At 72.1% G+C, this 25252-nt stretch carries 25 protein-coding genes; 9 read left to right on the forward strand and 16 right to left on the reverse strand.

Going from position 1 to position 25252, the window contains the following annotated elements:
* The first annotated feature begins 7 nt into the window (after positions 1-7).
* The 3 genes from adh to FHX31_RS25295 all read left to right on the forward strand — a co-directional run bounded on the left by adh (position 8) and on the right by FHX31_RS25295 (position 2411).
* On the forward strand, positions 8-1513 hold the full coding sequence (adh, locus tag FHX31_RS25285) for an aldehyde dehydrogenase (RefSeq protein ID WP_184977320.1): 1506 nt from the start codon (positions 8-10) through the stop codon (positions 1511-1513).
* The gene (locus tag FHX31_RS25290; protein WP_013284177.1) at positions 1513-1860 is read left to right on the forward strand and encodes a DUF779 domain-containing protein; all 348 of its coding nucleotides are present in this window, start codon (positions 1513-1515) and stop codon (positions 1858-1860) included. Before adh ends, FHX31_RS25290 begins: the two co-directional genes overlap by 1 nt.
* 101 nt (positions 1861-1961) lie before the next feature.
* A complete protein-coding gene (locus FHX31_RS25295) occupies positions 1962-2411 on the forward strand; it encodes a hypothetical protein (RefSeq protein ID WP_071096692.1) in 450 nt (149 codons plus the stop codon).
* Between the two features lie 19 nt (positions 2412-2430).
* Here the strand turns inward: FHX31_RS25295 and FHX31_RS25300 are convergent, their stop codons facing one another.
* The 8 genes from FHX31_RS25300 to FHX31_RS25335 all read right to left on the reverse strand — a co-directional run bounded on the left by FHX31_RS25300 (position 2431) and on the right by FHX31_RS25335 (position 10684).
* Positions 2431-2742, reverse strand: coding sequence for a helix-turn-helix domain-containing protein (locus tag FHX31_RS25300; RefSeq protein ID WP_013284175.1), 312 nt, complete (start codon positions 2740-2742; stop codon positions 2431-2433).
* A 40-nt stretch (positions 2743-2782) separates the two neighbouring features.
* On the reverse strand, positions 2783-3796 hold the full coding sequence (gene speB / locus FHX31_RS25305) for an agmatinase (protein ID WP_184977321.1): 1014 nt from the start codon (positions 3794-3796) through the stop codon (positions 2783-2785).
* Positions 3793-4995, reverse strand: a complete 1203-nt coding sequence (locus FHX31_RS25310; protein WP_030271177.1) for a saccharopine dehydrogenase family protein — start codon at positions 4993-4995, stop codon at positions 3793-3795. Before FHX31_RS25310 ends, speB begins: the two co-directional genes overlap by 4 nt.
* Positions 4995-6416, reverse strand: coding sequence for an NAD(P)/FAD-dependent oxidoreductase (locus tag FHX31_RS25315; protein ID WP_151012241.1), 1422 nt, complete (start codon positions 6414-6416; stop codon positions 4995-4997). Before FHX31_RS25315 ends, FHX31_RS25310 begins: the two co-directional genes overlap by 1 nt.
* Positions 6413-7246 (reverse strand): ABC transporter permease, encoded by an 834-nt coding sequence (locus FHX31_RS25320; RefSeq protein WP_030271181.1) that lies wholly within the window; start codon positions 7244-7246, stop codon positions 6413-6415. Before FHX31_RS25320 ends, FHX31_RS25315 begins: the two co-directional genes overlap by 4 nt.
* A 114-nt stretch (positions 7247-7360) precedes the next feature.
* Positions 7361-8269 carry an ABC transporter permease gene (locus tag FHX31_RS25325; RefSeq protein WP_013284169.1) on the reverse strand — a complete coding sequence of 303 codons (909 nt, stop codon included), beginning with the start codon at positions 8267-8269 and terminating at the stop codon, positions 7361-7363.
* 76 nt (positions 8270-8345) lie between these two features.
* Complete coding sequence (locus tag FHX31_RS25330; RefSeq protein ID WP_013284168.1) at positions 8346-9503, reverse strand: ABC transporter ATP-binding protein; 1158 nt, start codon at positions 9501-9503, stop codon at positions 8346-8348.
* Positions 9500-10684, reverse strand: a complete 1185-nt coding sequence (locus FHX31_RS25335; protein ID WP_030271186.1) for a polyamine ABC transporter substrate-binding protein — start codon at positions 10682-10684, stop codon at positions 9500-9502. The genes FHX31_RS25330 and FHX31_RS25335 overlap by 4 nt, the downstream gene beginning before the upstream one ends.
* A 205-nt stretch (positions 10685-10889) precedes the next feature.
* On the opposite strand from FHX31_RS25335, the gene FHX31_RS25340 reads away from it, so the two are divergent.
* The 3 genes from FHX31_RS25340 to FHX31_RS25350 all read left to right on the forward strand — a co-directional run bounded on the left by FHX31_RS25340 (position 10890) and on the right by FHX31_RS25350 (position 14285).
* Positions 10890-11402: an Lrp/AsnC family transcriptional regulator gene (locus FHX31_RS25340; protein ID WP_013284166.1), complete on the forward strand. Its 513-nt coding sequence runs from the start codon at positions 10890-10892 to the stop codon at positions 11400-11402.
* Between the two features lie 148 nt (positions 11403-11550).
* Complete coding sequence (locus FHX31_RS25345; RefSeq protein WP_030271188.1) at positions 11551-12897, forward strand: aspartate aminotransferase family protein; 1347 nt, start codon at positions 11551-11553, stop codon at positions 12895-12897.
* A 5-nt stretch (positions 12898-12902) separates the two neighbouring features.
* Positions 12903-14285, forward strand: a complete 1383-nt coding sequence (locus FHX31_RS25350) for an FAD-dependent oxidoreductase (protein ID WP_184977858.1) — start codon at positions 12903-12905, stop codon at positions 14283-14285.
* A 129-nt stretch (positions 14286-14414) separates the two neighbouring features.
* Here FHX31_RS25350 and FHX31_RS25355 read toward each other — a convergent pair whose 3' ends face one another.
* Complete coding sequence (locus FHX31_RS25355) at positions 14415-14783, reverse strand: DUF3499 domain-containing protein (protein WP_013474083.1); 369 nt, start codon at positions 14781-14783, stop codon at positions 14415-14417.
* Positions 14784-14936: 153 nt separating this feature from the next.
* Between FHX31_RS25355 and FHX31_RS25360 the strand changes: the two genes are divergently transcribed.
* Positions 14937-15386 carry a metallopeptidase family protein gene (locus FHX31_RS25360; RefSeq protein WP_018787548.1) on the forward strand — a complete coding sequence of 150 codons (450 nt, stop codon included), beginning with the start codon at positions 14937-14939 and terminating at the stop codon, positions 15384-15386.
* Between the two features lie 98 nt (positions 15387-15484).
* Here the strand turns inward: FHX31_RS25360 and FHX31_RS25365 are convergent, their stop codons facing one another.
* The 6 genes from FHX31_RS25365 to FHX31_RS25390 all read right to left on the reverse strand — a co-directional run bounded on the left by FHX31_RS25365 (position 15485) and on the right by FHX31_RS25390 (position 22086).
* Positions 15485-15745: a WhiB family transcriptional regulator gene (locus FHX31_RS25365; protein WP_013284161.1), complete on the reverse strand. Its 261-nt coding sequence runs from the start codon at positions 15743-15745 to the stop codon at positions 15485-15487.
* 460 nt (positions 15746-16205) lie between these two features.
* Positions 16206-16544, reverse strand: coding sequence for a hypothetical protein (locus FHX31_RS25370; protein ID WP_013284160.1), 339 nt, complete (start codon positions 16542-16544; stop codon positions 16206-16208).
* A gap of 13 nt (positions 16545-16557) precedes the next feature.
* A complete protein-coding gene (locus tag FHX31_RS25375) occupies positions 16558-17955 on the reverse strand; it encodes a DUF4331 domain-containing protein (RefSeq protein ID WP_013284159.1) in 1398 nt (465 codons plus the stop codon).
* Positions 17956-18026: 71 nt separating this feature from the next.
* Positions 18027-18320, reverse strand: a complete 294-nt coding sequence (locus tag FHX31_RS25380; RefSeq protein ID WP_013284158.1) for a hypothetical protein — start codon at positions 18318-18320, stop codon at positions 18027-18029.
* A gap of 150 nt (positions 18321-18470) precedes the next feature.
* Positions 18471-20996, reverse strand: a complete 2526-nt coding sequence (locus tag FHX31_RS25385) for a bifunctional FO biosynthesis protein CofGH (RefSeq protein ID WP_184977322.1) — start codon at positions 20994-20996, stop codon at positions 18471-18473.
* A 154-nt stretch (positions 20997-21150) separates the two neighbouring features.
* A complete protein-coding gene (locus FHX31_RS25390) occupies positions 21151-22086 on the reverse strand; it encodes a hypothetical protein (protein ID WP_013284156.1) in 936 nt (311 codons plus the stop codon).
* A gap of 99 nt (positions 22087-22185) precedes the next feature.
* Between FHX31_RS25390 and cofD the strand changes: the two genes are divergently transcribed.
* Together cofD and FHX31_RS25400 are read left to right on the forward strand one after the other, a co-directional pair.
* Entirely contained in the window at positions 22186-23133 is a 948-nt protein-coding gene (cofD, locus tag FHX31_RS25395) for a 2-phospho-L-lactate transferase (RefSeq protein ID WP_030271199.1), read from the forward strand.
* A complete protein-coding gene (locus FHX31_RS25400) occupies positions 23130-24215 on the forward strand; it encodes a coenzyme F420-0:L-glutamate ligase (protein ID WP_013474080.1) in 1086 nt (361 codons plus the stop codon). The genes cofD and FHX31_RS25400 overlap by 4 nt, the downstream gene beginning before the upstream one ends.
* Before the next feature lie 15 nt (positions 24216-24230).
* Here the strand turns inward: FHX31_RS25400 and FHX31_RS25405 are convergent, their stop codons facing one another.
* Positions 24231-25220: an ArsR/SmtB family transcription factor gene (locus tag FHX31_RS25405; protein ID WP_013284153.1), complete on the reverse strand. Its 990-nt coding sequence runs from the start codon at positions 25218-25220 to the stop codon at positions 24231-24233.
* Positions 25221-25252: the final 32 nt, after the last annotated feature.

A 25252-nucleotide genomic window follows, 5' to 3' on the forward strand; every position in this document is an offset into this window, starting at 1 on the left:
GGTACCCATGACGCGCTACGACGCCCCCACCCACTGGCAGTCCCGCTACGACCACTACATCGGCGGCGAGTACGTGAAGCCGCACGGTGGGAAGTACTTCGAGAACCCGACCCCGGTGACCGGGCAGACCTTCTGCGAGGTGGCCCGGGGCACCGCCGACGACGTGGAGAAGGCGCTCGACGCGGCGCACGGCGCGGCCGACGCGTGGGGCCGCACGTCGGTCGCCGAACGCTCGCTGATCCTCAACCGGATCGCCGACCGCATGCAGGACAACCTGGAGTCCCTCGCGATCGCCGAGACGTGGGAGAACGGCAAGCCCGTACGCGAGACGCTCGCCGCCGACCTCCCGCTCGCGATCGACCACTTCCGCTACTTCGCCGGTGCGATCCGGGCGCAGGAGGGGTCGCTCGGCGAACTCGACGACGACACGGTCGCCTACCACTTCCACGAGCCGCTCGGCGTGGTCGGGCAGATCATCCCGTGGAACTTCCCGATCCTCATGGCGGTGTGGAAGCTCGCCCCGGCGCTGGCCGCCGGCAACGCGGTGGTGCTCAAGCCGGCCGAGCAGACACCCGCCTCGATCCACTACCTGCTCTCGCTGATCGGCGACCTGCTGCCGCCGGGCGTGGTGAACGTGGTGAACGGCTTCGGTGTCGAGGCGGGCAAGCCGCTCGCGTCCTCGCCGCGGGTGGCGAAGGTGGCGTTCACCGGCGAGACCACCACCGGGCGGCTGATCATGCAGTACGCCAGCGAGAACATCAGGCCGGTCACGCTGGAGCTGGGCGGCAAGAGCCCGAACATCTTCTTCGACGACGTCAGCGCCGCCTCCGACGACTTCCTGGACAAGGCCCTGGAAGGCTTCACCATGTTCGCCCTGAACCAGGGCGAGGTGTGCACCTGCCCGTCGCGGGCGCTCATCCAGCAGGGCCACTATGCCGACTTCCTGGCCGCCGCCGTGGACCGGACCCGGCAGATCACGCAGGGGCACCCGCTGGACACCGACACGATGGTCGGCGCGCAGGCGTCCAACGACCAGCTGGAGAAGATCCTGTCCTACCTGGACATCGGGCGGCAGGAGGGCGCTCGCGTCCTCACCGGCGGTGAGCGGGCGGACCTCGGCGGCGAGCTGTCCGGCGGCTACTACGTCCAGCCGACCATCTTCGAGGGCGACAACTCGATGCGGATCTTCCAGGAGGAGATCTTCGGCCCGGTCGTGTCGGTGACCTCCTTCGCCGACCTGGACGACGCCGTGAAGATCGCCAACGACACGCTGTACGGGCTCGGCGCGGGCGTGTGGACCCGGGACCTGAACACCGCGTACCGGGCCGGACGGGCCATCCAGGCCGGCCGGGTGTGGACGAACTGCTACCACGCGTACCCGGCGCACGCGGCGTTCGGCGGCTACAAGCAGTCCGGCATCGGCCGGGAGAACCACAAGATGATGCTGGAGCACTACCAGCAGACCAAGAACCTGCTGGTCAGCTACTCGCCGAAGAAGCTGGGCTTCTTCTGATGGGCGACACCGTGACCCTGACCCCCGCGGCGGCCGACCTGATCCGGTCGCTGCGGGGGCAGCACGGCCCGCTGATGTTCCACCAGTCCGGCGGCTGCTGCGACGGCAGCGCCCCGATGTGCTACCCGGCCGGTGAGTTTCGCACCGGCGGCTCGGACGTGCTGCTCGCCTCGCTGGCTGTCGACGGGGTGCCCGAGCCGGTGGAGTTCTGGATGTCGAAGGCCCAGTGGGAGCTGTGGCGGCACACCCGGCTCACCGTCGACGTGGTGCCCGGCCGGGGCAGCGGGTTCTCCCTGGAGGCCCCGGAGGGCGTCCGCTTCCTCATCCGGTCCCACCTGAACCGCTGATCTGTCCGAGATCTTGCAGCTCGCGGGCATCGCGGCGGTGGGATGCTGACGCCGTCCACTTCGGAGTACGCGTCCCACCACCGCCCGACAGGAGACCGCGCATGAACCCGGTCCGACAGCCAGTGCTCGCCGCCGGCCTCACCGCCCTGGCCACCGCCGCCACGCTCGGGCTCGCGCCGGGCGCCGCCGTCGCCGCCCCGGCCGCCTCCCCCAGCATCTCCGTCAACTGGTTCGGCGCCGCCGACGTGCGGGCGCACACCGCCACCGTCGGCGGTCGGTTCGACTGCGGGGCCGAGCGCGGCCTCGCGTACATCGAGGTGCACCTGGAGCAGCGGGTACGGCGCGGGTCGGTCACCGGCTTCGGGTTCGGCGTGATCGGCGCGTGCACCGACGAGCGCACCGCCGGCACGTGGACCGCGACCATCCCCGCCGACCAGGGCAGATTCCGCCCCGGCCCCGCCACCACCATCGCCCGCCTGGTGATCGAGCCCAACTCCCTCACCGAGACCACCGAACGCGTACGCCTGCGCCCCCACTGCGCCCGCCCCTGACCGCATCGGCGGCCTCCGGTCAGGCGATCTGCCGGAGGTCGTCGCCGTAGTCGAAGATGATCCGCAGCCGGGCGCCGAGGGCATTGGCGTACCGGCTCAGCGTGGCCACCTCGTTGACGTCGAGGTCGCCGTTCTCGATCTGGCTGACCCGGCCCGGCGTGACCCCCATGATCTCGGCGACCTGCCGCTGGGTGAGCCCCAGCCGCTTGCGCTCCTCGGCCAGGTGGAACGCGCTCACCCACGCGTCGGTCCGGGCGCGCTCCGCCTCGTACGCCTCGTCGTCACCGCCGAGTTCGGCGCGGACCTCGTCCCAGTGATAGAACTCCGTCACCTGCTCGACTATAGCCCGAGCTAAACTCGGAGGGCTACGCTCAGCGGTTGTCCAGGAGCGGCTGGGTGGGGTTCCACGGGGGTCCGCCGGCGGCGTCGTGGCGGCGGCGGGCTATCGCGGACAGCGCCTCCAGCACCACCCGGTTGCCCAGGTACGCGGTGATGTCGGCGTGGTCGTACGGCGGGGCGACCTCGACCACGTCCAGCCCGACCACAGGCAGCTCGTAACAGACCCGGCGCACCGCGTCGAGCAGTTGCCGGGAGGTGAACCCGCCCGGCTCGGGCGTGCCGGTGCCGGGTGCCATGCCCGGGTCGACCACGTCCACGTCGACGGAGAGGAACACGCCCTCGCACTCGTCGGTCGCGATGTCGAACGCCTCGGTGAGGCAGGTGTCCAGGCCGCGCGCCACGACTTCGGTCATCTCGTACGAGCGCATCCGCTGTTCCGCCATCCACGCCAGCGTGTCCGGGCCGGGCCAGTAGCCGCGCAGCCCGATCTGGAGGAAACGGTCACCGCGTACCGCACCGGACTCGATGAGCCGGCGCATCGGCTGGCCGTGGCCGTGCAGCGAGCCGAACTCGACGTCGCCGGTGTCGGCGTGCGCGTCGAAGTGCACGAGCGACACCCGGCCGAGCCCGTGGTGCCGGGCCACGCCTGTGGCGTCGGGCAGCGCGATGGAGTGGTCCCCGCCGAGCACCACAGGGATCGCCCCGGCGGCGGCGACCGCGTGCACGGCGGTCTCCAGCGCAGCCAGCGAGCGCTCGATGTCGCCGCTGAACATCTCCACGTCGCCGGCGTCGTAGACGCACAGGTCCTTCAGCGCGTCGACGCGCAGCGCCAGCGACGGACGGGAGCCGTCGTGCGGCAGGTAGCAGGCCTGCCGGATGGCGGACGGCCCGAACCGGGTGCCCGGCCGGTGCGAGGTGCCGCCGTCGAACGGCGCCCCGATGATCACCACGTCCGCGTCGGCGTACGTGACCGGTTCCTCGACTGTGCACGGCGGCACGCCGAGGAACGTGATGTCGGGACCGTACATCGGGCCGTACCGGGTCATCGTTCCTCCATCCCCCACGGCGAACCGTAGCCGGTGAGCAGGTCCAGGAAGGGGATCGGCGGGAACGCCTCCGGGCCGAGCACGCCCGTGCCGGACCAGGCGCCGGTGGCGAGCAGTTCCAGCGCGACGACCGGGTTGACGGCGGTCTGCCAGACCACCGCCTGGTGGCCGTACTCGGCCATCGACCACTCGTTGTCGACCACGTGGTAGAGGTAGACGCGGCGGGGCCGGCCGTCCGGCCCGGTGCCGGTGACGTACGTGCCGGCGCACGTCTTGCCGCTCATCCGGTCGCCGAGCGTGGCCGGGTCGGGCAGCGCGGCGGCCACCAGGTCGCGCGGCGACACGTCGACCCCGCGTACGCGCACCGGCTGGGTGGAGTCCAGCCCGAGCTTGTGCAGCGTGCGCAGCACCTCGATGAACTCGGCGCCGAGGCCGTACTTGAAGGTGACCCGCTTCGCCGGCACCCAGCGCGGGATGAGCAGCACCTCCTCGTGCTCGACGTTGACGCACTCGACCGGGCCGATCCCGGCCGGGAAGTCGAACACCTCCGGCTCGCTGAACGGTTCGGTGGTGAACCAGCCGCGCCCGGCCTCCCAGATCACCGGCGGGTTGAGGCACTCCTCGATGGTGGTCCAGATGGAGAACGAGGGCGCGAACTCGTACCCGGCGACTGTGAGGTTCGCGCCGTCGCGTACCCCGATCTCGTCGATCTCGGCGAAGAGTTCGTCGGCGGCGTAGCGGGCGAAGACGTCGGACAGGCCCGGTTCGACGCCGATGCCGCAGAGCGCGAGCCGTCCGGCGGCGGCCCACTGCTCCGCGACGGCGAACTGCTCGTCGCCGAGCTTGACCCCGGTCTCGGCGTAGGGGTGCTCGGGGTGCGGCCGGGACAGCGACATCGCCATGTCCAGGTAGTCGGCCCCGGCGGCGAACGCGCCGTCGAAGATCGGCATGACGAAGCGCGGGTCCACCGCGTTGAGCACGTGCGTGATCCGGTGTTCCCGGCACAGCGCGGCCACCGCGTCGGCGGAGGCGGCGTCCACTGTGGCGGCGACGAACCGGTCGCCGTGCCCGGCGACGGCCCGCGCGGCCCGCGCCGGGTCGTGGTCGGCGACCACCATGATCTCGAAGAAGGTACGGCGGGCGGCGATGGATACGGCGGCGGAGCCGACGCCACCGGCGCCGACGAGGAGGATACGCATCAGGAGTCGAACCCCAGTCCAAGACGGTCGAGAGTACGGAGCCAGAGGTTGCGCCGTCCGTCCCGCGCGTCGGCGCGGGCGAGCGACCATCGGGTGAGGTTGATGCCCACGGACCGGGCCGGTTCCGGCGGGAACGGCAGCGGCTTGCGGCGCACCAGGTCGAGCCGGGTCAGCGGGGTGTCAGTGCCGGAGAGCAGGTCGAGCGTCACGCGGGCCCCGAACCGGGTCGCGCCGACGCCGAGCCCGGTGAATCCGGCGGCGTACGCCAGGCGTCCGGAGTACGCGGTGCCGAAGAACGCGCAGAACCGGGTGCAGGTGTCGATGACGCCACCCCAGCGGTGGCTGAACCGCAGGCCATCGAGTTGCGGGAAGGTCGCGAAGAAGTGCGACGCCAGCGTGGTGAAGGTGGCCTCGCGCTGCTCCAGCGCGGGCGCCACCCGGTTGCCGTAGTGGTAGACGGCGTCGTAGCCGCCGAACAGGATCCGGTTGTCGGCGGTGAGCCGGTAGTAGTGGAACTGGTTGCCGGTGTCGGCGAGCCCCTGCCGGTGCCGCCAGCCGATCGCGTCGCGCTGCGCCCCGGTCAGCGGCTCGGTCATCAGCGCGTAGTCGTAGACCGGCACGATCCAGGAGCGCAGCCGGCGCAGCAGTGGCGGGAACGCGTTCGTGGCCAGCACGACCTGCCGCGCCCGTACCGCGCCGGGCGCCGCGTCCGCGCCGCCCGCCGTGGTGGCGCGCAGCCCGGCGCCGTCGCCGGTCAGGCCGGTGACGCGGGTGTGCTCGTGCACGCGTACGCCCAGGTCGAGCGCGGCCCGGCGCAGTCCCCAGGCGAGCTTCGCCGGGTCGATCAGGGCCACCCGGTCGCGGTCCCACATCCCGCCCAGGTACGTCGGCGACGCCACCTCGGCGCGTACCTCGTCTCGGTCGAGCAGCCGCACGTCGTGGCCGTACCGGCGGGCCAGCTCGGCGTCGGCGGCGAGCCCGTCGAGCTGGTACGGCTCGACGGCAACCGCCAGCTCGCCGGTGCGTTCGAAGTCGCAGTCGATGTCGTACTTCGCCACGGTGGCGGCGATGGCGTCGAGATTCTCCCGGCCCAGCCGTTCCAGCTCACCGATCTCGCCGGGGAACCGCTCGACGCCGTTGGCGAGCCCGTGGGTGAGCGACGCGGCGCAGAACCCGCCGTTGCGCCCGGACGCCGCCCAGCCGCACGTGCCCGCGTCGACGAGCAGGACGTCGCGGTCCGGGTCGGCCTCCTTCGCGAGCAGCGCGGTCCACAGCCCGGCGTACCCGCCGCCGACCACGAGCAGGTCGGCGGTGTGCGTCCCGGTCAGCGGCGGCAGCGGGTCGGGGCGAGCCGGGCGGTCCAGCCAGTACGACACGGGCGCGGCGTCGGCCAGCGCCCGGCCGGTATGCGGGAGTGTCATGGCTTGCCCGCCGGTGTGGCGACCATCGCGAGGGCGGCCCGGCGTGCCCGCCGCCCCCGCAGCGAGGTGGCCCCGACCAGCAGCAACGCGATCACGAACATGGCCGTGCCGATCACGTTCACCTGCGGCGGGATGCCCCGCTGGGAGGCGCCCCAGACGTACATGGGGAACGTGACAGTGGTGCCGGCGTTGAAGTTCGTGATGATGAAGTCGTCGAAGCTGAGCGAGAACGCCAGCAGCGCGGCGGCCACGATGCCGGGTAGCACGAGCGGCAGCGTGATCCGGCGGAACGTCTGCCACTCGCTGGCGTACAGGTCCATCGCGGCCTCCTCCAGCCGCCGGTCCATGCCGGAGAGCCGGGCCTTCACGGTGACCACGACGAACGACACGCAGAACATGACGTGCGCGATGACGATGGTCCAGAAGCCCTGCGGCACCCCGGCGGCGACGAAGAGGGCGAGCAGCGAGGTGCCCATCACGAGTTCCGGGGTGGCCATCGGCAGGAAGATCAGCCCGTTGAGCCCGGAGCGGCCACGGAAGCTGTGCCGGACCAGGGCGAACGCCATCAGCGTGCCGAGGAGCGTGGAGACGACCGTGGCGATGAGGCCGATCTGCATGCTGCGCACCACGGCGTCGCACATGTCCGAGGTGGCGCAGGGCTGCTTCCAGTTGTCGAGCGTGAACTCGTTGAAGTCGTAGGAGAGCCGGCTGGAGGGCCGGTTGAAGGACAGGCCGGCGACCACCATGATCGGCAGCGTCAGGTAGCCGAGGACGAGCAGTGCCACGCCCATCACCCACCGGTCGGCGAGCCAGCGCCTGAGTCCGCTCACAGCGCCCGCCTTTCGTTCGCGACTGCGGGGCTCCGCTTCGCTGCACTCCTCGCGCTCACAGCGCCCGCCTTTCGTTCGCGACTGCGGGGCTCCGCTTCGCTACGCTCCTCGCGCTCACAGAACCTCCTCCGTGCCGGCCTTCCGCAGGTAGACGAAGACGATCGCCAGGATCGCGGCCATCAGCAGGAACGACAGCGCCGCGCCCTGCGGATAGTCCAGCCGGACCAGGAACGCCGAGTCGATGACGTTGCCGATCATGTACTCGTTCGGCGTACCGAGCAGCTCGGCGTTGATGTAGTCACCGGTGGCCGGGATGAAGAACAGCAGCGTGCCGGCGATCAGACCGGGCATCGACAGCGGCAGCGTGACCTTGGCGAACGCGCGCAGCGGGCTCGCGTACAGGTCGCTCGCCGCCTCCAGCAGCCGGGAATCGAGCCGCTCCAGGCTCGCGTACAGCGGCAGCACCAGGAACGGCAGGAAGTTGTACGTCAGGCCGAGCACAACGGCGATCGGGGTGGCGAGCAGCCGGCCGTCCGGGCCGAGCAGGTGCACGTCGCGCAGCAGCCCGACCAGCGCGCCGTTGTCCGACAGGATGGTCTTCCAGGCCAGCGTGCGCACCAGGAAGCTGGTGAACATCGGCGCGACCACCGCGACCAGCAGCAGGTTCTTCCACCGGCCGGCCTTCTGCGCGATCGCGTACGCCAGCGGATAGCCCATCAGCAGCGCGAGCACCAGCGCGATGGCCGAGTAGAGGAACGACCGGGAGAACTGCGGCCAGTACGCCTGCAACGCGTCCGGGTAGTTGCTGAACGCCCAGGTCATGGCGTACCCGGTGGAGAGCGAGCCGGCCGGGTCGTAGAGGCTGGCCGAGGCGAGCTGCACCAGCGGGAGCGCGAAGAAGACGAGCAGCCAGACCGCGCCGGGCAGCAGCAACAGGTACGGAAGGAGGCGGCTGCGCCCGCGCCGCACCGGCGGCGGCACCGGCTTCCCGGCGGAGGTCGGTACGTGGGCCAGCGCGCTCATGCCGCCACTCCGCTTCGCTCCGTGCCGCCATGAGGCACCTTCGCGCTGAGCCGGCCGATTCGCTCGCTACGCTCGCTCATGCCGACGCACCCACCGGCGGCTCGTCGAGCAGCGGCGCGGTCTGGTCGTCCTCACCGGCGGCCCGGGGCAGCAGGAACGCGTGCCGCGGATCCCAGTGCGCGGTCACCGCCGTACCGACGGCGAGGCGGCCGCCCAGCCCGCTGTTCGCGGCGAACGCGGACAGCTCGCTGCCCCACGCGGTGCGCACCAGGTACTGGGTGCTCACCCCGACGTAGGAGGTGTCGGTAACGATGCCGCCGACGTGCTGGTGCCCGGCCGGCACCCCGTCCGGGCCGTCGGCCAGGTGCAGCTTCTCCGGACGTACGCCGAGGAAGGCCGGCCCGTCGGTGAGCCGGGCCCGGCCGGCGGGCACCGAGAAGCGCGAGCCGTGCGCCGTGACCAGCACGTCGTCGGCGGCGCGACCGCCGGCTTCGGCGGCGAGCAGGTTGGACTGGCCGAGGAAGTTCGCCACGAACGCGGTGGCCGGGTACTCGTAGATGTCGGCGGGCGCACCGAGTTGCTCGATCCGGCCGGCGTTCATCACCGCGACCGTGTCGGCCATCGTCATGGCCTCCTCCTGGTCGTGGGTGACGTGCACGAACGTGATGCCGACCTCGGTCTGGATCCGCTTCAGCTCGATCTGCATCTGCCGGCGCAGCTTGAGGTCGAGCGCGCCGAGCGGCTCGTCGAGCAACAGCACCTGCGGGTGGTTGATGAGCGCCCGGGCCAGCGCGACGCGCTGCTGCTGGCCGCCGGAGAGCTGGGCCGGGCGGCGCCGCCCGTACCCTTCGAGCTGCACCAGGGCGAGCATCCGCTCCACCTGGTCGCTCACCTTGCGGATGCCGCGGCGGCGCAGCCCGAACGCCACGTTCTCGTGGATGTCCAGGTGCGGGAAGAGGGCGTAGCTCTGGAAGACGGTGTTCACCGGCCGCTTGTACGGCCGCAGCCCGGCGATGTCCTGCTCGCCGAGCAGCACCTGCCCGCTCGTGGGCTGCTCCAGCCCGGCGATCATCCGCAGTGTGGTGGTCTTGCCGCAGCCGGACGCGCCGAGCAGGGCGAAGAACGAGCCCTGCGGGATCGTGAGGGTGAGGTCGTCGACGGCGGTGAAGACGCCGAACCGCTTGGTCAGGTCGACCAGTCGCAGGTCACCGGCCGGGGTCTGCTGCCCCTTCACGCGCCGATCACCTGCTGGAACTTGGTCTCGTACTCCTTCTCCTGCGCTTCGTCGAGCGCCATGAAGACCTTGGCCTTGGACAGCATCGTGTCGTCCGGGAAGATCAGCGGGTTGGTCGCCAGATCCGGGTCGATCTTCTCCATCTCGGCCTGCGCGCCCTGCACGGGGCAGATGTAGTTGACGTACGCGGCCAGCTTCGCCGCCACCGCCGGGTCGTAGTAGTGGTTCATCAACGCCTCGGCGTTGGCCTTGTGGGTGGCCTTGTTCGGCACCAGCATGTTGTCCGACCAGAGCATCACGCCGGACTCGGGCACCACGAACTTGATCTTGTCGTCCTCGAAGCCGAGCTGCACGACGTCGCCGGACCAGCCGATACACGCGGCGATGTCGCCCTTGGCCAGGTCGGGCGCGTAGTCGTTGCCGGTGAACCGCCGGATCTGCTTGCTGTCCACCGCCTTCTTCAGCTTGTTCAGCGCGTCGTCGAACTGGGCCGGGGTGAACTTGGCCGGGTCGTGGCCGAGCGACTGGAGCAGCAGGCCGATGGTGTCGCGCATCTCCGACAGCACTGTCACCTTGCCCTTGAGATCGGGGCGGGTGAGCAGCTCGTCGACGGTGCGGATCTCCTTGGCGACCTTCGCGTTGTACGCGAGCCCGGCCAGCCCGGACTGCCACGGGACCGCGAGCTGGGTCTCGGCGTCGAAGGAGCGCCCGCGCAGCGACGACAGCAGGTTCGCCTCGACGTTGGGCATCTTCGACTTGTCGAGCTTCTGCACCCAGCCGAGGCGGATCATCCGGGCGGCCATCCAGTCGGTGAGCACCATGATGTCCCGGCCGGTGCTCTGACACCCGGCGAGCTGGTTGCGCACCTTGCCGAAGAACTCGTTGTTGTCGTTGACGTCCTCGGTGTACGTCACCTGGATGCCCGACGCGGCGACGAACGCATCGAGCGTGGGGCGCTTGGACTCGTCCTTCTCGTCGGTGTCCATGTACTGCGGCCAGTTCGAGAAGGCGACCTTCTTCTCGGTGGCGGACAGATCCTCGCTCTTGCATCCGGCTTCGGTCTGCTGGGCGCCCTTGGTCCCGCAGCCGGCCAGGGTGCCCGCGGTGGCGAGCAGCGCGGCCGAGCCGACGGTCCCGGTGAGCAGACCACGCCGGGTGAGGGGCCGGAGGGGACTACGCATGTGACGACTCCTTGGGGGGCATCGTCGGCGGCGGGACGGGGGCGGCGCGCCGGCGGGAGGGTCAGTGGCGATGGACGACTGATCCTGACATGAGAAAACCTCTCTCACAAGGGATTCCGTTGCCGGAATAGCCAGTCGCCACGAAATACGCCAGACTGCGCGGGGCACTACGCTCAACACGGAGAATCGGACACGAGGAGCGTCGATGGTCAACCGGCACCAGGAGAACTCCAACGGCGCCCGCCGGGTCACGGTGCGTGAAGGAGCCAATCACGCTCTGCTCGACGACGTGGCCAAGCAGATCATCGAGCAGCTCCAGGAGGACGGGCGCCGCCCGTACGCGAGCATCGGCAAGGCGGTCGGCCTCTCCGAGGCGGCGGTACGCCAGCGGGTGCAACGGCTGCTCGACGCGGGCGTCATGCAGATCGTCGCGGTCACCGATCCGCTCCAGCTCGGCTTCCCCCGCCAGGCCATGATCGGGCTGCGCACCGACGGCGACCTGGAACCCGTCGCCGACCGGCTGGCCGAGTTCGAGGAGATCGACTACGTGGTGATCACCGCCGGCTCGTTCGACCTGCTGGCCGAGGTGGTCTGCCGCAACGACGCACACCTGCTGGAGATCCTCCAGAAGCTGCGCGGCGTGCCCGGGGTGCTCTCCACCGAGGCGTTCGTCTACCTGAAGCTGCGCAAGCAGACCTACAGCTGGGGCACCGCCTGATGCGGATTCCGTCGGCAGGAAAGTGATATGGCGCTGAATCCGTCGCGCTGAAGCTTTTTCGCTTGCCTTATCGGCACCGCCTGTGGGATAACCGTGGGCAGAGCGGCCGGTGTCACCCCTGACCGGCCCGAGACCCGATGGGGCTGACATGGCCAACGCCACCGACCATCTCTGGATGCACTTCACCCGCATGGCGAGCTACCCGGCCGGCGAGGTTCCGACAATCGTCCGGGGCGAGGGCGCGTACGTCTGGGACGCGCAGGGCCGCCGCTACCTGGACGGGCTGGCCGGGCTGTTCGTGGTGAACGCCGGTCACGGCCGCGCCGAGCTGGCCGAGGCCGCCGCCAAGCAGGCCGGCGAGCTGGCCTACTTCCCGCTCTGGTCGTACGCCCACCCGAAGGCCGTCGAGCTGGCCGAGAAGATCGCCACGCTCACGCCCGGCGACCTGAACCGGGTCTTCTTCACCACCGGCGGCTCCGAGGCCGTCGAGGCGGCGTGGAAGCTGGCCCGGGCCTACTTCAAGCGCACCGGCAAGCCCACCAAGCACAAGGTGGTCAGCCGCTACATCGCCTACCACGGCACCTCGATGGGCGCGCTGTCGATCACCGGCCTGCCCGGCATCAAGACCGACTTCGAACCGCTGGTGCCCGGTGGCATCAAGGTGCCGAACACCAACTTCTACCGGGCCCCCGAGCACGGCGACGACGCCGAGGCGTTCGGCCGCTGGGCCGCCGACGAGATCGGCCGGGCGATCGAGCGGGAGGGGCCGGAGACGGTCGCCGCCGTCTTCCTGGAGCCGGTGCAGAACTCCGGCGGCTGCTTCCCGCCGCCGCCCGGCTACTTCGAGCGGGTACGCGAGATCTGCGACGCGTACGACGTGCTGCTCGTCAGCGACGAGGTGATCTGCTCCTGGGGCCGGCTCGGCGAGTACTTCGGCGCCGTGCGCTACGGCTACCAGCCGGACATCATCACCACCGCCAAGGGCATCACCTCCGGCTACGCCCCGCTCGGCGCGATGATCGCCAGCGAGCGGCTGATGGAGCCGTTCCTCACCGAGACCGGCATGTTCGCGCACGGGGTGACGTTCGGCGGCCACCCGGTCTCCTGCGCGGTCGCGCTGGCCAACCTGGAGGTGTTCGCCCGGGAGGACCTGATCGGGCACGTCCGCGCGAACGAGGGCGCGTTCCGGTCCACCTTGGAGAAGCTGCACGACCTGCCGATCGTCGGCGACGTCCGGGGCGACGGCTACTTCTACGGCATCGAGCTGGTGAAGGACAAGACGACCCGGGAGACGTTCGACGAGGCCGAGTCCGAGCGGCTGCTGCGCGGCTTCCTGTCCACAGCGCTGTTCGACGCCGGGCTCTACTGCCGGGCCGACGACCGGGGCGACCCGGTGGTGCAGCTCGCCCCGCCGCTGATCGCCGACCAGCAGCACTTCGACGAGATCGAGCAGATCCTGCGCGCGGTGCTGACCGAGGCGTGGTCGCGGCTCTGACGCCGATGACCGACTACCGGCATCTGTCGTACTGGCTGTCCGGCCTGGACGAACCGCTGACACCGCGACCCGGGTTGCCCGGCGACACGGACGCCGACGTGGCGATCGTGGGCGCCGGGTACACCGGGCTGTGGACGGCCTGGTACCTGGCCGAGGCCGACCCCACGTTGCGCGTCGTCGTGCTGGAGCGGGAGATCGCCGGGTACGGCGCGTCGGGGCGCAACGGCGGCTGGTGCTCGGCGCTGTTCCCCACGTCGCTGCCGGCGCTGGCCCGGCGGCACGGCCGGGACCGGGCACTGGCCATGCAGCGGGCCATGCACGACACGGTCGCCGAGGTGGGGCGGGTCGCCGCAGCCGAGGGCATCGACTGCGACTGGCGGGCCGGCGGCACGGTGATGCTCGCCCGCGGCGATGCCCAGCTCCAGCGGGCCCGCGCCGAGGTCGCCCAGGCCCACGCGCACGGGCTGACCGACGACGACCTGAGGCTGCTCGACGCCGCCGAGGCCGCCGCGCGCTGCAACGCCGAGGGGGTACGCGGCGGCACGTACACCCCGCACTGCGCCGCCGTACACCCGGCGAAGCTGGTCCGGGGTCTGGCCCGGGCGGTGGAGCGCCGGGGCGTACGCATCCACGAGCGCACCCCGGTGACCGCGCTGCGGCCGGGCGCGGCGGTGACCCCGGCGGGCGTGGTCCGGGCGCCCGTGGTGGTGCGTGCGACGGAGGGCTACACGCCGGGGCTGCCCGGCCAGCGGCGGACCGTGGCGCCCGTCTACTCGCTGATGGTGGCCACCCCGCCGCTGCCCGAGGAGACGTGGGCGCGGATCGGGCTGGCGGAACGGGAGACGTTCTCCGACTACCGGCACGTCATCGTGTACGGCCAGCGCACCGCCGACGGCCGGCTCGCGTTCGGCGGGCGGGGCGCGCCCTACCACTACGCCTCCCGGGTCCGGCAGGGCTTCGACCGGGAGCCGCGGGTGTTCGCGGCGCTGCGCCGGGCGCTCGGGGAGCTGTTCCCGGTGCTCGGGCCGGACGTGCCGGTGACGCACGCCTGGGGCGGGCCGCTCGGCGTGGCCCGGGACTGGGCCGCGTCGGTGGGGCTGGACCGGCGTACCGGGCTGGCCTGGGCCGGCGGCTACGTCGGTGACGGCGTCGGCACCAGCAACCTCGCCGGGCGGCGTACGCTCGCCGACCTGATCCGGGGCGTGGAGAGCGACCTCACGGCGCTGCCCTGGGTCGGGCACCGCTCCCCCCACTGGGAACCGGAGCCGCTGCGCTGGCTGGCCATGAACGCCGGCCTGCGGGTGATGTCCTCAGCCGACCAGAGCGAGCACCGCACCGCCCGCCCGTCCCGCCGAGCCGGTCTCTTCAACCGCTTCCTGGGCCACTGACCGCGCCACCCACCCCGGCGCCCACCCCGTTGATCATGAAGTTAGCGGCACTCAGGGAGATCGAAAACGCCGTCAACTTCATGATCGACCGGTGGAGGGCCGGGGCCCGCGGGCCTGAACGGCGGTGGGTCAGTGGTGGGGTGGGATGACCCGGAGGTGGCCCCGGCGGCCCTGCTGGGGGGTCTGGGGCTTGGCGGGCTCATCCTCCGGAGGACGGGGCGGGACGGGGCGTGCGGCCTCGCGTACCGCCTCGGCCAGCGCCACCAGGTCGTCGGTGGTGGGCGGCGGCGGCTCGAACTCGCCCTCGTGCCGCACCACGTCCCAGCCGCGCGGGGCGGTCAGGCTGCGGGCGTGCGGCTCACACAGGTCGTACGTGTGCGGTTCGGCGAATGCCGCGAGCGGGCCCACCACCGCCGTCGACTCGTTGTAGACATAGGTCAATGTGGCGACCGCTTGCCGGGGGCAGCCGTTACGGGAGCAGCGCCGTGGTGACCTCACGGCGGCAGGGTATCCCCATTACCGGGTCCGGCGCACCGCTTCGCGTTACGACACGCCCGTCATGGTGATCACAATTCCTCCGATCGGCGCAGCGGCACGCCGGACGGCCGCGCGACGGCGGGTGGACCGCCGATGCGGGCTACCCTGTGCGTCATGACGAGCCCCCAGAACCGCCGCCCCGGCTCCGGCCGGCGCACCCACCGTGACCGGCACGGTCGCGGGCTGCGCGGGCGGCTGGTGCCGGCCACGGTGCCGCTGGCGCGGACGAAGGCCGAGGTCTTCGACGATCTGGTGCTCGACACGGTGGAGACGCTCGAACGCCGGTTCGCCAAGGAGCTGGCCGGGGTGGAGTTCGCGGTCGAGGACGTCCCGCCGGATCTGAACGTCTACGACTCGGACGTGCTGGAGGACGGCGAGGTGCCGCTCGCCCGGCTGCTGCCCGGGCGGCCCGGCCGCCAGGAGGTGCCGCCGCGGATCGTGCTCTACCGGCGGCCGCTGGAGTTCCGCGCGATGGATCGCGAGGACCTCGCCGACCTGGTGCATGACGTGATCATCGAGCAGGTGGCGAATCTGCTCGGGGTCGACCCGGACGAGCTGGCCTGACCGGCTGACCGGACAGGCGCCGCCACCCGGCCGGACGCGCCGGCCGGACAGCGACCCGGGTCCGGGCGGCCCCCACCGCCCGTGGACCCGTACGTGGATCAGGCGGCGACCCGCCGCTTGAGCTTGCGCCGCTCCCGCTCGGAGAGGCCACCCCAGATCCCGAACCGCTCGTCGTGGCCGAGCGCGTACTCCAGGCATTCCGTCTTCACTTCGCACCGCGAGCAGATGCGCTTCGCCTCGCGGGTCGAGCCGCCCTTCTCGGGAAAGAACGCCTCCGGGTCGGTCTGCGAGCAGAGCGCTCGCTCCTGCCACTCCGGCGCGTTCCCGAGCAGGTCGGCCACCTCGAGCTGGCCGTCCATCGATTGCCTCCTTGTCGCGCACCGGCGTCATTCGCCGCTGCAACCCCCCACGCGAAAGGCGTGCCTGTCCGTACGGTCACCATTTGTTGCGTTCCGTGCGAACAACCCCATTCAAATTACACGCGTGTAATGCGTGCGCCGTCAAGCCAAACTTGATAATGGAGTCGCCCTCCCGACACGTCCGTGACGACCGCCGCGGTCGCCCGTAGCCTCGCAACCTGCCCTATCGATTCAGACCCCGGACGAGTAACGCCCTCCCCGGCGAGTTGCCGGAAGTTTTCTGCCGTGGCGCATCGCCGGCAGGCCGGCCGGACGCCCCCGCCGGCCGCTCGCACCAAGATCAGAATTGGTGGGGCAAAGGGTAACCCGCTTCCCGCTGTACCGCCCGTCGAGCCGTCCAACGCCGACCGCGCCCCGTCCATCATGTGGACGGGGCGCGGGTTCCGGCGCGACTGACGGATCAGTCCAAGCGGGCTGGTGAGCTGGTGGGCCAAACGAATTCGGCGATCGACCCACCGGTGACCGAGATCGCGCCGGCGGACGTACTCTCGTCCCACCAGACGGTATACACACCCGCCTCCAGATCCGGGTAGACGGCACTGTGGAACACCCCGTCCCGGACGTGCCGCTCGCGTACGGCGGAGTGGGTCCGCGGGCCGTCGAGGTCCACGCGGCTGATCTCGATCTCCCGGCCGTGCAGGTCCCGCCCGGTGTGGATGATCAGCGCGCCCCGGTCGCCACCCAGGTCGAGCACGACGCTGCCGACCTCCGACGGGCCGAGATCGTGATGGTGTGACATTCGCCGGCTCCCGTCAGGACTTCTTCGCCTGCGGGTTGCCGAACCCGTCGTACGGCGTGCCGAGGAACGGGAAGTCGGCCAGGAACGGCGCTGTCACGTCGGCCGCGCTCAGGCCCGGTGTCACCGCCGCGGCGGCGGCGTCCGGCCGGAACGTCTTGTCGACGAGCGGCACGGTCAGCCCGGCGATGGCGCGCAGCGCGATCGTCACCACGTCGTCGGCGGGACGGCGGCCGTTGGGGAAGCCGGCCAGGTCGCCGCCGAGCACACCGAACCGGTCCGGTTTGCGGCTGGGCCGGATCGCCGTGTTCAGCCGCAGCATGTCCGCCTGCACGTCACCGGTGGTGTTGGCGAAACCGTCGATCAGTCCGGCCGGGACGCCGGTGAGCAGGATCGCCACCAGGTCGGCACGCGGCTTCTTGGACTTGTTGAGCGCGTCCAGATTGGGGAACACACCCGGGTAGAGCGCCGGCAGCAGCCCGGCCAGCTCGGGCCGCTCCACGAACCCGGCGAACCGCTTGTCCTCCGACGGCGGCAGCGTGTTCCAGACGTCCTTCCTGGACATCGGCACGATGACCTCGTTGAACAACGGGTTACCGAGCCGCGACACCTGCGTGAAGGGTCCGGCGGCGGTGTCAGCGGCGACCCGGTCACCCAGCACCCGCACCTGCTGGCGGGACGCACTGGTCCAGACCCCGATGGTCGAGGCGCGGTCGGCGTAGCCGTAGCGGGCCGCCTTACGGCGTACCTGGTTGAGCGGCACCTGCACGGCGAGACTGTGCACGTTGAGCCGGTCCAGCGCGTTCACCGGCTCGCCCTCGTCCCGGAACAGCTTCTTGCCGGCGACGTGCAGCTGCTGGAACGGCCGCAGCGTACCCAGGTCGAACACCGCGCCCAGGTCGACGAAGAAGCCGTCGGCCCGCTGCCCGGCGAACACCTTCTCACCGGTGGACAGCTTGAACGTCGCCTGCCGGACCAGGTTCTGGTAGTTCGGCGTGGACAGCGGCCCGACGTTGCACGGCGGGCAGGGCAGTTTGTGCGCCAGCACACGCGCGCGGCCGTCGGCGATCCGGGTCAGCCGGTAGAACTGCCGCCGGTTCCAGTTCTTGCTCTCCAGCGACTCGATCGGCCCGGTGTTGTAGAGAAAACTGTTCTGGTTCGTGATCTCGGTAGTGAATTCGAAACGATAGGTGACGTCCGGATAACCGTCGCCGTCGTTGTCGATGTGAATCTCGTACCGGACGTCGTCACCGAACTCGAAGAAGTTCGGGCCGCCGGACGGGAGCTGCACCGGCACGTAGTTGGCGATCAACGTGACCGTGTCCGGCTGGCTCGGCGTGACGAACGCGTACAGGTCGGAACTGTCGGCGACCGGATCCTTGGCGATCTCCGGGGCCTCGCGGTGAGAGGACATGGCGGACGCACCTTCGTCGGGGGAACGGAAGTCGGAACCGGCGCCGGGAGCCCGCGCCGGTGGAGGGTGGATCAGCGCCGGCCGGCGGCGCGCACCAGGCGGTCGGCCAGGCCGCGGTCGCGTACCTCGACCCGGGTGGTGCCGACGAAGACGTCCATGACGCCGGCCGCGGCGTCGCGGAGGTGGACCACGATCGGCTCGTCGCGCCGGCTCGCCGTGGGGGCGTTCTGGGCGGCGGACAGGCCCGGCACGGTGAGGGCGGCGGCGCCCAGTGTCGCGCTCGCCGCGGCGGTGAGCGTCTGCCTGCGGGTCAATCGCGGCCAGGTCCGCCGTTTCGGCGCGTCGGTGGTCTCGTCAGTGCTCATCGGCAACCTTTCCGGACCGGCGCCGCAGCGCCGCAGCGGGCCGGGCGCCCGGACACCGCCGGGCCCCGGTTCGGGGTCACCGGCGGCGGTCCTCGCCGAAACCGCCGCCGGCATCCACAGGTACGGCGCGCGGCGGGGAAAGGTTCGACCTCAGGCGCGGGCGTGACCGTACGCGGTCGTCCGCTTGCGGAACGGCCGCCCCGCGGCGGTGGCGATGGCCCGCAACTGCTCCTCGGTACGGGCCGACCCGTTGCCCGAGCCGGCCATCCGGGAGATCGTCTCCTCCATCAGCGTGCCGCCCAGGTCGTTGCAGCCGCCGCGCAGCATCTCCACTGTGCCTTCGTCGCCGAGCTTCACCCAGGAGCACTGGATGTTGTCGATCCGGCCGTGCAGCAGCAGCCGGGCCATCGCGTGCACCACCCGGTTCTCCCGCCAGGTCGGGCCCGGGCGGGCGATGCCGGCCAGGTAGATCGGCGCGTTCGTGTGCACGAACGGCAGCGCCACGAACTCGGTGAACCCGCCGGTACGGTCCTGCACGCCGGCCAGCACCCGGAAGTGGGCGAGCCACTGGCCCGGGTGGTCCACGTGGCCGTACATCATCGTGGAGCTGGACCGGATGCCCAGCTCGTGCGCCGTGCTCACCACGTCGACCCAGGCGGAGGCCGGCAGTTTGCCCTTGGTGAGCACCCAGCGCACGTCGTCGTCGAGGATCTCGGCGGCGGTGCCCGGGATGGTGTCCAGCCCGGCCTCGCGGAGCTGGAGCAGCCATTCCCGCACCGGCACGCCGGCCTTCGCGGCGGCGGTGACGATCTCCATCGGGGAGAACGCGTGCACGTGCATGTCCGGCACCCGCGCCTTGATCGCGCGGACGATGTCGGCGTACCCGGTCACCGGCATCTTCGGGTCGATGCCGCCCTGGAGGCAGACCTCGGTCGCGCCTGCCGTCCACGCCTCCTCGGCCCGGTCGGCGACCTGCTCCAGCGAGAGCCGGAACGCGTCGGCGTCGCTCTCCCGCTGGGCGAACGCGCAGAACCGGCAGCCCACGTAGCAGACGTTCGTGAAATTGATGTTGCGGTTGACCACGTAGGTCACGTCGTCGCCGACCGCATCCCGGCGCGCGTCGTCGGCCAGCCGGCACAGCTCGTCGAGCGCCGGGCCGTCCGCGCCGAACAGCGCCAGCGCCTTCGCCTCGTGCGCCGGAGTCAGCAGCGCGGCCGGGTCGTCAGCGGCGAGCCGCAGGCCCGCGCGCAGATCGGCGTCCGCGCCACCGCCCACTGGTACGCCGGCGCGCGCCTCCCGCGCCACCTTGCCGGCCACCTCGGCCCAGTCGCCGTACACGCTGTCGAAGTCGCCCCGCCGGTCGTCGGTCCGGCCGGTGACGTCGATGGTGACGTGCAGGTCGGTGCGGCCGCCGTAAACCTCCTCCGGCTCCTGCCAGGGCCGTCCCTCCGGGCGGGCCGCCTCGACCGCGAGCCCGGTGGCCGGGTCGGCGAGCGCTGTGACGTGCGGCAGCAGGCGCGGATCGAGCCACGGCTCGCCCGCCCGGACGTACTCCGGGTAGACGGTCAGCCGCTCGCGCAGCGTGAACCCGGCACTCGCGGTACGCGCCGCCAGCTCGTCCAGGTGCGGCCAGGGCCGCTCCGGGTTGACGTGGTCGGGCGTGACCGGGGAGACGCCGCCCCAGTCGTCGATGCCGGCGCGCAGCAGCAGGTCGTACTCGCCCGCGATGAGGTTCGGCGGGGCCTGGATGCGGGCCTTCGGGCCGAGCAGCACCCGGGCCACCGCCACTGTGGCGGCCAGGTCGTGCAGCTCGGCGTCGGGCATGCCGCGCATCGCGGTGTCCGGCTTGGCGCGGAAGTTCTGCACGATCACCTCCTGGAGGTGGCCGTACTCCCGCATCGCCCGGCGGATCGCGAAGATCGCGTCGACCCGCTCGCCCCGGTTCTCGCCGATGCCGATCAGGATTCCGGTGGTGAACGGCACCCCGACCCGGCCGGCGTCGTCGAGCACCCGCAGGCGTACCGCGGGTTCCTTGTCCGGTGAGCCGAAGTGCGGGCCGCCCGGTTCGGACCAGAGCCGGCCGGCGGTGGTCTCCAGCATCATGCCCATGCTCGGCGCGACCGGCTTGAGCCGCTGCAACTCCGACCAGGTGAGCACGCCCGGATTGAGGTGGGGCAGCAGGCCGGTCTCCTCCAGCACCGCCACCGCGCAGGCGCGCAGGTAGTCCAGCGTCGAGTCGTACCCCCGCTCGTCCAGCCACCGGCGGGCCGCCGGCCACCGCTCCTCGGGCCGGTCGCCGAGCGTGAACAGCGCCTCCTTGCAGCCCTGCGCGGCGCCCTCGCGGGCGATCGCCAGCACCTCGTCGCGTTCCAGGTAGGCGGCGGGCAGCCGGTGCGGCACGGTGGCGAACGTGCAGTAGTGGCAGCGGTCCCGGCAGAGCCGGGTCAGCGGGATGAAGACCTTCTTCGAGTACGTGACCACGCCCGGCCGCCCGGCGTCGCGCAGCCCGGCGTCGCGGATGTCGGAGGCGATCCGGAGCAGCTCGTCGAGCATCGGCCCGCGAGCGGCGAGCAGCGCGCCCGCCTCGCCGGCGTCGAGCGCCCGGCCGGTGGCGGCCCGCCCCAGTGCCCGCCGGATGCTCGCCTCGGTCGGTTCGGGGTCGCTGCGATCAACCATCCGCCCAGCCTAAGCGCTGCCGGACGGCCGGATGCCCGCCCCCGGCCGCGGTCCGGGCACCGGGACGACCCGGGTGAGCTGCCGCACAGCGGCGGGCGACGGTGGCGGCCCAGGTGGCGGCGGGCGACGATCTCCGTCGCCCGCCGCGCGGGGCTCAGCGAGGCTGGTTCGGGTCCTCGCGGTCGAACCGCTGGGTGCGCTCGTCGTCGGCGGCCGGCGACGGCGCCCCCGGCTCGGCGGACTGGCGCGGGATCGCCTGCGTCGGGTCGGCCGACGGCGGCTGGCCGAACGGCGGCGCGTGGTGCGGCGAGCCGTACTGCGGCGCCTGCTGCGGTCCGGCGAACGGGACACCGGACTGCGGGTCGGCGGACGGCGGACCGGAGTGCGGAGCGTGCGGCGGGGCGGTGTTGAACGGCGGCGCCGACTGCGGCTGGCCGTACGGGCCGGGCTGCTGCGGCCAGCCGGGCGGGGGCGAGCCGGCCTGCGGGTAGCCCTGGCCGGGCTGCTGCGGGTAGCCGCCCGGACCGGGGTAGCCGCCGGGCTGACCCGGCTGCTGCGGCCAGCCGGGCTGGGCCTGGCCGTACACGCCCGGCTGCGGCTTGGGCTTCGGCACGTAGTAGAGCGTGCGCCAGATCTTGAACACCACGAACGCGGCGACCGCGAAGATCGCCAGCCACGCCGCGCGGGTCAGCAGGCCGAGGAACGCGTCCAGCACCTCGCCGTCGGCGAGCCGGCCGACCAGCCAGATCAGGAACGTCAGCGCGCCGAACACGGCGGACACGGCGTACTCGACGAGCGCCACCTGCGTGATCAGCTTGGCCTTCGGCACGACCGGGAGGATCACTGTGGCGATCAGGACGGCGAGCACCGGCAGGACCGTCGACTCCAGGCCGATAAATGTGAAATACGTGCTCCCGGCCCGGCCGGTGGACGTGCTGTAGTCGTCGATCGGCAGCAGGCGCAGCAGGCCGACGAAGAGCAGCACGGCGTTGGCGCCGAGAAGGACGAGCGCGGCCAGTTCGCGCAACGGCTTGATCAACTGGCTGGCCTGCGCGGCGTCGCCGGACGCGGGCTCGGCGGGGCTGGTCACGGACTCCCCCAGGGGACGAAAGCGGACAGTTGCCGAAGTGAGCGTAGTCTCTCCGGCCACCGGACGATCGACGGCGGCGCGTGCGGAAGGATGGACGCCATGCGCATCGTGGTACTGACCGGCGGCATCGGGGGCGCCCGTTTCCTGCTCGGCGTGCGGGCGTACGCCCGGGAGGCGGGCGCCGAGGTGACCGCAGTGGTCAACGTCGGCGACGATCTGCTGCTGCACGGGCTGAAGGTCTGCCCCGACCTGGACAGCGTGCTCTACACGCTCGGCGGCGGCGCCGACCCGGAGCGGGGCTGGGGCCGGGCGGGCGAGACCTGGACGGTGAAGAACGAGCTGGCCGCGTACGGCGCGGAGCCGAGCTGGTTCGGCCTGGGCGACAAGGACGTCGCCACCCACCTGGTGCGCACCCAGATGATCAACGCCGGCTATCCGCTGTCCCAGGTCACCGAGGCACTGGCGGCCCGCTGGCAGCCGGGCGTACGGCTGTTGCCCGCCACCGACGACCGCCTGGAGACCCACGCCGTCGTCACCGACGAGCAGGGCCGGCGGGCGATCCACTTCCAGGAGTGGTGGGTGCGGTATCGGGCCGGCGTACCCACCGACCGGTTCGTCTTCGTCGGCGCGGACGCGGCGAAGCCCGCGCCCGGCGTGGTCGAGGCGATCGCCGCCGCGGACGTGGTGCTGATCGCGCCGAGCAACCCGGTGGTGAGCATCGCCCCGGTGCTGGCGGTGCCCGGGCTGCGCGACGCGGTTGCCGGCGGCCCGGCCCCGGTGATCGGGGTGTCGCCGATCATCGGCGGTGCGCCGGTACGCGGCATGGCCGACCGCTGCCTCGCCGTGCTCGGCGTGGAGTGCAGCGCGGCCGGCGTGGGCGGCCTCTACGGCGCCCGTCCGGCGGGCGGGCTGCTCGACGGCTGGCTGGTCGCGCCGGAGGACGAGGGCACTGTGGTGCCGGACGTGACCGTCCGCGCGGCGCCGCTGCGGATGACCGACGAGGCGGCGACCGCCGCGATGGTGCGCGCCGCGCTGGAGTTGATGTGAGGCTGGAGATCCTGCCGGTGCAGGGCATCGGTGACGTGACCGAGGGCGACGACCTGGCGGCGCTGATCACCGGCGCGGCGCCCTGGCTGCGCGACCACGACGTCCTGGTGGTCACCAGCAAGATCGTGTCGAAGGCGGAGGGCCGGCTGGTCGACGTGCCGGCCGACGGCCCGGAACGGCTCGCCGAGCGTGACCGCATCCTGGCCGGGGAGACCGCCCGGGTGGTGGCGACCCGGGGCGCGACCCGGATCGTGCAGACCCACCACGGGTTCGTGATGGCCTCCGCCGGCATCGACGCCTCGAACGTGGACAAGACCAGGCTGGTGCTGCTGCCCGTCGACCCGGACGCGTCCGCCCGGGCGCTGCGCGCCGCGTTGCGCGACCGGTACGGCCTCGACGTCGCAGTGATCGTCAGCGACACGATGGGACGCCCGTGGCGCAACGGGCTCACCGACGTGGCGCTCGGGGTGGCCGGCATGCCGGCGATCCGTGACCACCGGGGCGAGGTCGACCCGTACGGCAACGAGCTGTTCGTCACCCAGATGGCGGTGGTCGACGAACTCGCCGCCGCCGGTGAGCTGATCAAGGGCAAGTGCGACCAGGTGCCGGTCGCGGTGGTCCGGGGTTACCTCGCCGCGACCCGGGACGACGACGAGGGCGCCCGCACGCTCGTGCGCGACGCCTCGATGGACCTGTTCTCGCTCGGCACGGCCGAGGCGCGCGCCGCCGGTCTGCGGGCGGCGGCGACGCTCGCGGACCGGATCGGCCCCGAGCCCGCCGATCCGGCCGCGGTGCGGCGGGCGATCGACGCGGTGGCCGACGTGGTCGCGCCCGGCACCGTCTTCACCCACGTCACCGACGACGAGGTACGCGCCGGACTCGCCGCCACAGTGCCCGGCTGGCCCGCCTCGGCCACCGGCCTGCTGCTCGGCGCGGCGCCCGCTCCCGTCGACCCGGCGGACCTGGTCCGGGTCGGCGCGGACCTGCAACGCCTGCGCGCCGCGCTGGCCGCCGAGGGCGTCGACTCGACGTTGCTCCCGCCCCCGTCCGGCAGCACCGCGAGCGCCACGCTGGCGCTCTGACTCCGGCGGGCGTGCTCAGGCGTCGAGGACGGCCCGGCCCAGCGGGGTGAGCGTGTGCAGGACGGTGTTGCGGTCCCGCCGGCTGACCAGCAGTCCCGCGTTGCGCAGCACAGTGGTGTGCTGGCTGGCCGCGGCGGCGGAGATGCGCAGCCGGCGTGCCATCTCGCCGGTGGTGCAGCCCTCGTCGGCGGCCTGGAGCACCCGGGAGCGGGTACGGCCGAGCAGGGCGGCGAGCGCCTCGCCCTGCGGCGACGCGGCGGCGCCGGACGCGGGCGTCAGGCCGGCGAGCCGGTCGACCGGGTAGACCAGCACCGGGGGCAGCGTCGGGTCGACCAGCGCCACCGGGGTACGCGAGCAGAAGAACGACGGGACGAGCAGCAGCCCCCGGCCGTCCAGGTGCAGCTCCCGGGTGTCCGGGTAGTCGAGCACCTCCAGCACACCCGACACCCAGCGCATGTTCGGCCGCAGGCTGGCCAGCAGCCCTTCGGCGCCGCCGTCGAGCATGGCGCGCGCACGCCGGGCCCGGTCCGCCTCGACCGCCGCCTGCACGCGGGACCAGTAGGGCGTGACCGCCAGCGACTGGTACCGCGCCATGGCGTCGGTGAGGTGGTGCAGCGTATCCGGCTCGCCACGGGCGAGCGAGGTGGCCGACGACGGCAGCGTGGTCTCCCCGGCGAGCAGCGTCAGGTCGCGGCGCAGCATGTCCACAGAGGTGCCCCGGATCGCGTCCAGCCCGGCCTGGAAGCCCTCGCGGCTGGCGAACGGGGTGAGGAAGTCGGGGAAGTAGCCACGCGGCGGGTTGAGCGCGAGCAGCAGGCGGTACTGCTCGGCGTCGGTGTCGGTCCGCAGGCCGTGCGCCACTGTGCGCCGCCACGTGGTCATCATCGGATCCCGGCTGCGCCCCTGGAGCAGGTGCAGGCTGAGGACCAGCTCCCAGAGCGGGTCCGCGGCCGGGGCGACCCGGGTCCGCAGAACGTCCTCGCCCGAGAAAATGATCTTCAACATGGGTTGCTGCTCCCGTGCGGACGGCGGGGGTG

Source organism: Micromonospora sp. CNZ286, from assembly GCF_014207755.1.

Bases quoted from the DNA above. Each gene is read 5' to 3' on its own strand.
- FHX31_RS25350 (WP_184977858.1), top strand. From the start codon at position 12,903: ATGACCGACTACCGGCATCTGTCGTACTGGCTGTCCGGCCTGGACGAA.
- speB (WP_184977321.1), bottom strand. From the start codon at position 3,796: ATGACCCGGTACGGCCCGATGTACGGTCCCGACATCACGTTCCTCGGC.
- cofD (WP_030271199.1), top strand. From the start codon at position 22,186: ATGCGCATCGTGGTACTGACCGGCGGCATCGGGGGCGCCCGTTTCCTG.
- FHX31_RS25385 (WP_184977322.1), bottom strand. From the start codon at position 20,996: ATGGTTGATCGCAGCGACCCCGAACCGACCGAGGCGAGCATCCGGCGG.
- FHX31_RS25340 (WP_013284166.1), top strand. From the start codon at position 10,890: ATGGTCAACCGGCACCAGGAGAACTCCAACGGCGCCCGCCGGGTCACG.
- adh (WP_184977320.1), top strand. From the start codon at position 8: ATGACGCGCTACGACGCCCCCACCCACTGGCAGTCCCGCTACGACCAC.
- FHX31_RS25310 (WP_030271177.1), bottom strand. From the start codon at position 4,995: ATGCGTATCCTCCTCGTCGGCGCCGGTGGCGTCGGCTCCGCCGCCGTA.
- FHX31_RS25295 (WP_071096692.1), top strand. From the start codon at position 1,962: ATGAACCCGGTCCGACAGCCAGTGCTCGCCGCCGGCCTCACCGCCCTG.
- FHX31_RS25360 (WP_018787548.1), top strand. From the start codon at position 14,937: ATGACGAGCCCCCAGAACCGCCGCCCCGGCTCCGGCCGGCGCACCCAC.
- FHX31_RS25380 (WP_013284158.1), bottom strand. From the start codon at position 18,320: ATGAGCACTGACGAGACCACCGACGCGCCGAAACGGCGGACCTGGCCG.
- FHX31_RS25315 (WP_151012241.1), bottom strand. From the start codon at position 6,416: ATGACACTCCCGCATACCGGCCGGGCGCTGGCCGACGCCGCGCCCGTG.
- FHX31_RS25335 (WP_030271186.1), bottom strand. From the start codon at position 10,684: ATGCGTAGTCCCCTCCGGCCCCTCACCCGGCGTGGTCTGCTCACCGGG.
- FHX31_RS25405 (WP_013284153.1), bottom strand. From the start codon at position 25,220: ATGTTGAAGATCATTTTCTCGGGCGAGGACGTTCTGCGGACCCGGGTC.
- FHX31_RS25345 (WP_030271188.1), top strand. From the start codon at position 11,551: ATGGCCAACGCCACCGACCATCTCTGGATGCACTTCACCCGCATGGCG.
- FHX31_RS25325 (WP_013284169.1), bottom strand. From the start codon at position 8,269: ATGAGCGCGCTGGCCCACGTACCGACCTCCGCCGGGAAGCCGGTGCCG.
- FHX31_RS25370 (WP_013284160.1), bottom strand. From the start codon at position 16,544: ATGTCACACCATCACGATCTCGGCCCGTCGGAGGTCGGCAGCGTCGTG.
- FHX31_RS25375 (WP_013284159.1), bottom strand. From the start codon at position 17,955: ATGTCCTCTCACCGCGAGGCCCCGGAGATCGCCAAGGATCCGGTCGCC.
- FHX31_RS25290 (WP_013284177.1), top strand. From the start codon at position 1,513: ATGGGCGACACCGTGACCCTGACCCCCGCGGCGGCCGACCTGATCCGG.
- FHX31_RS25365 (WP_013284161.1), bottom strand. From the start codon at position 15,745: ATGGACGGCCAGCTCGAGGTGGCCGACCTGCTCGGGAACGCGCCGGAG.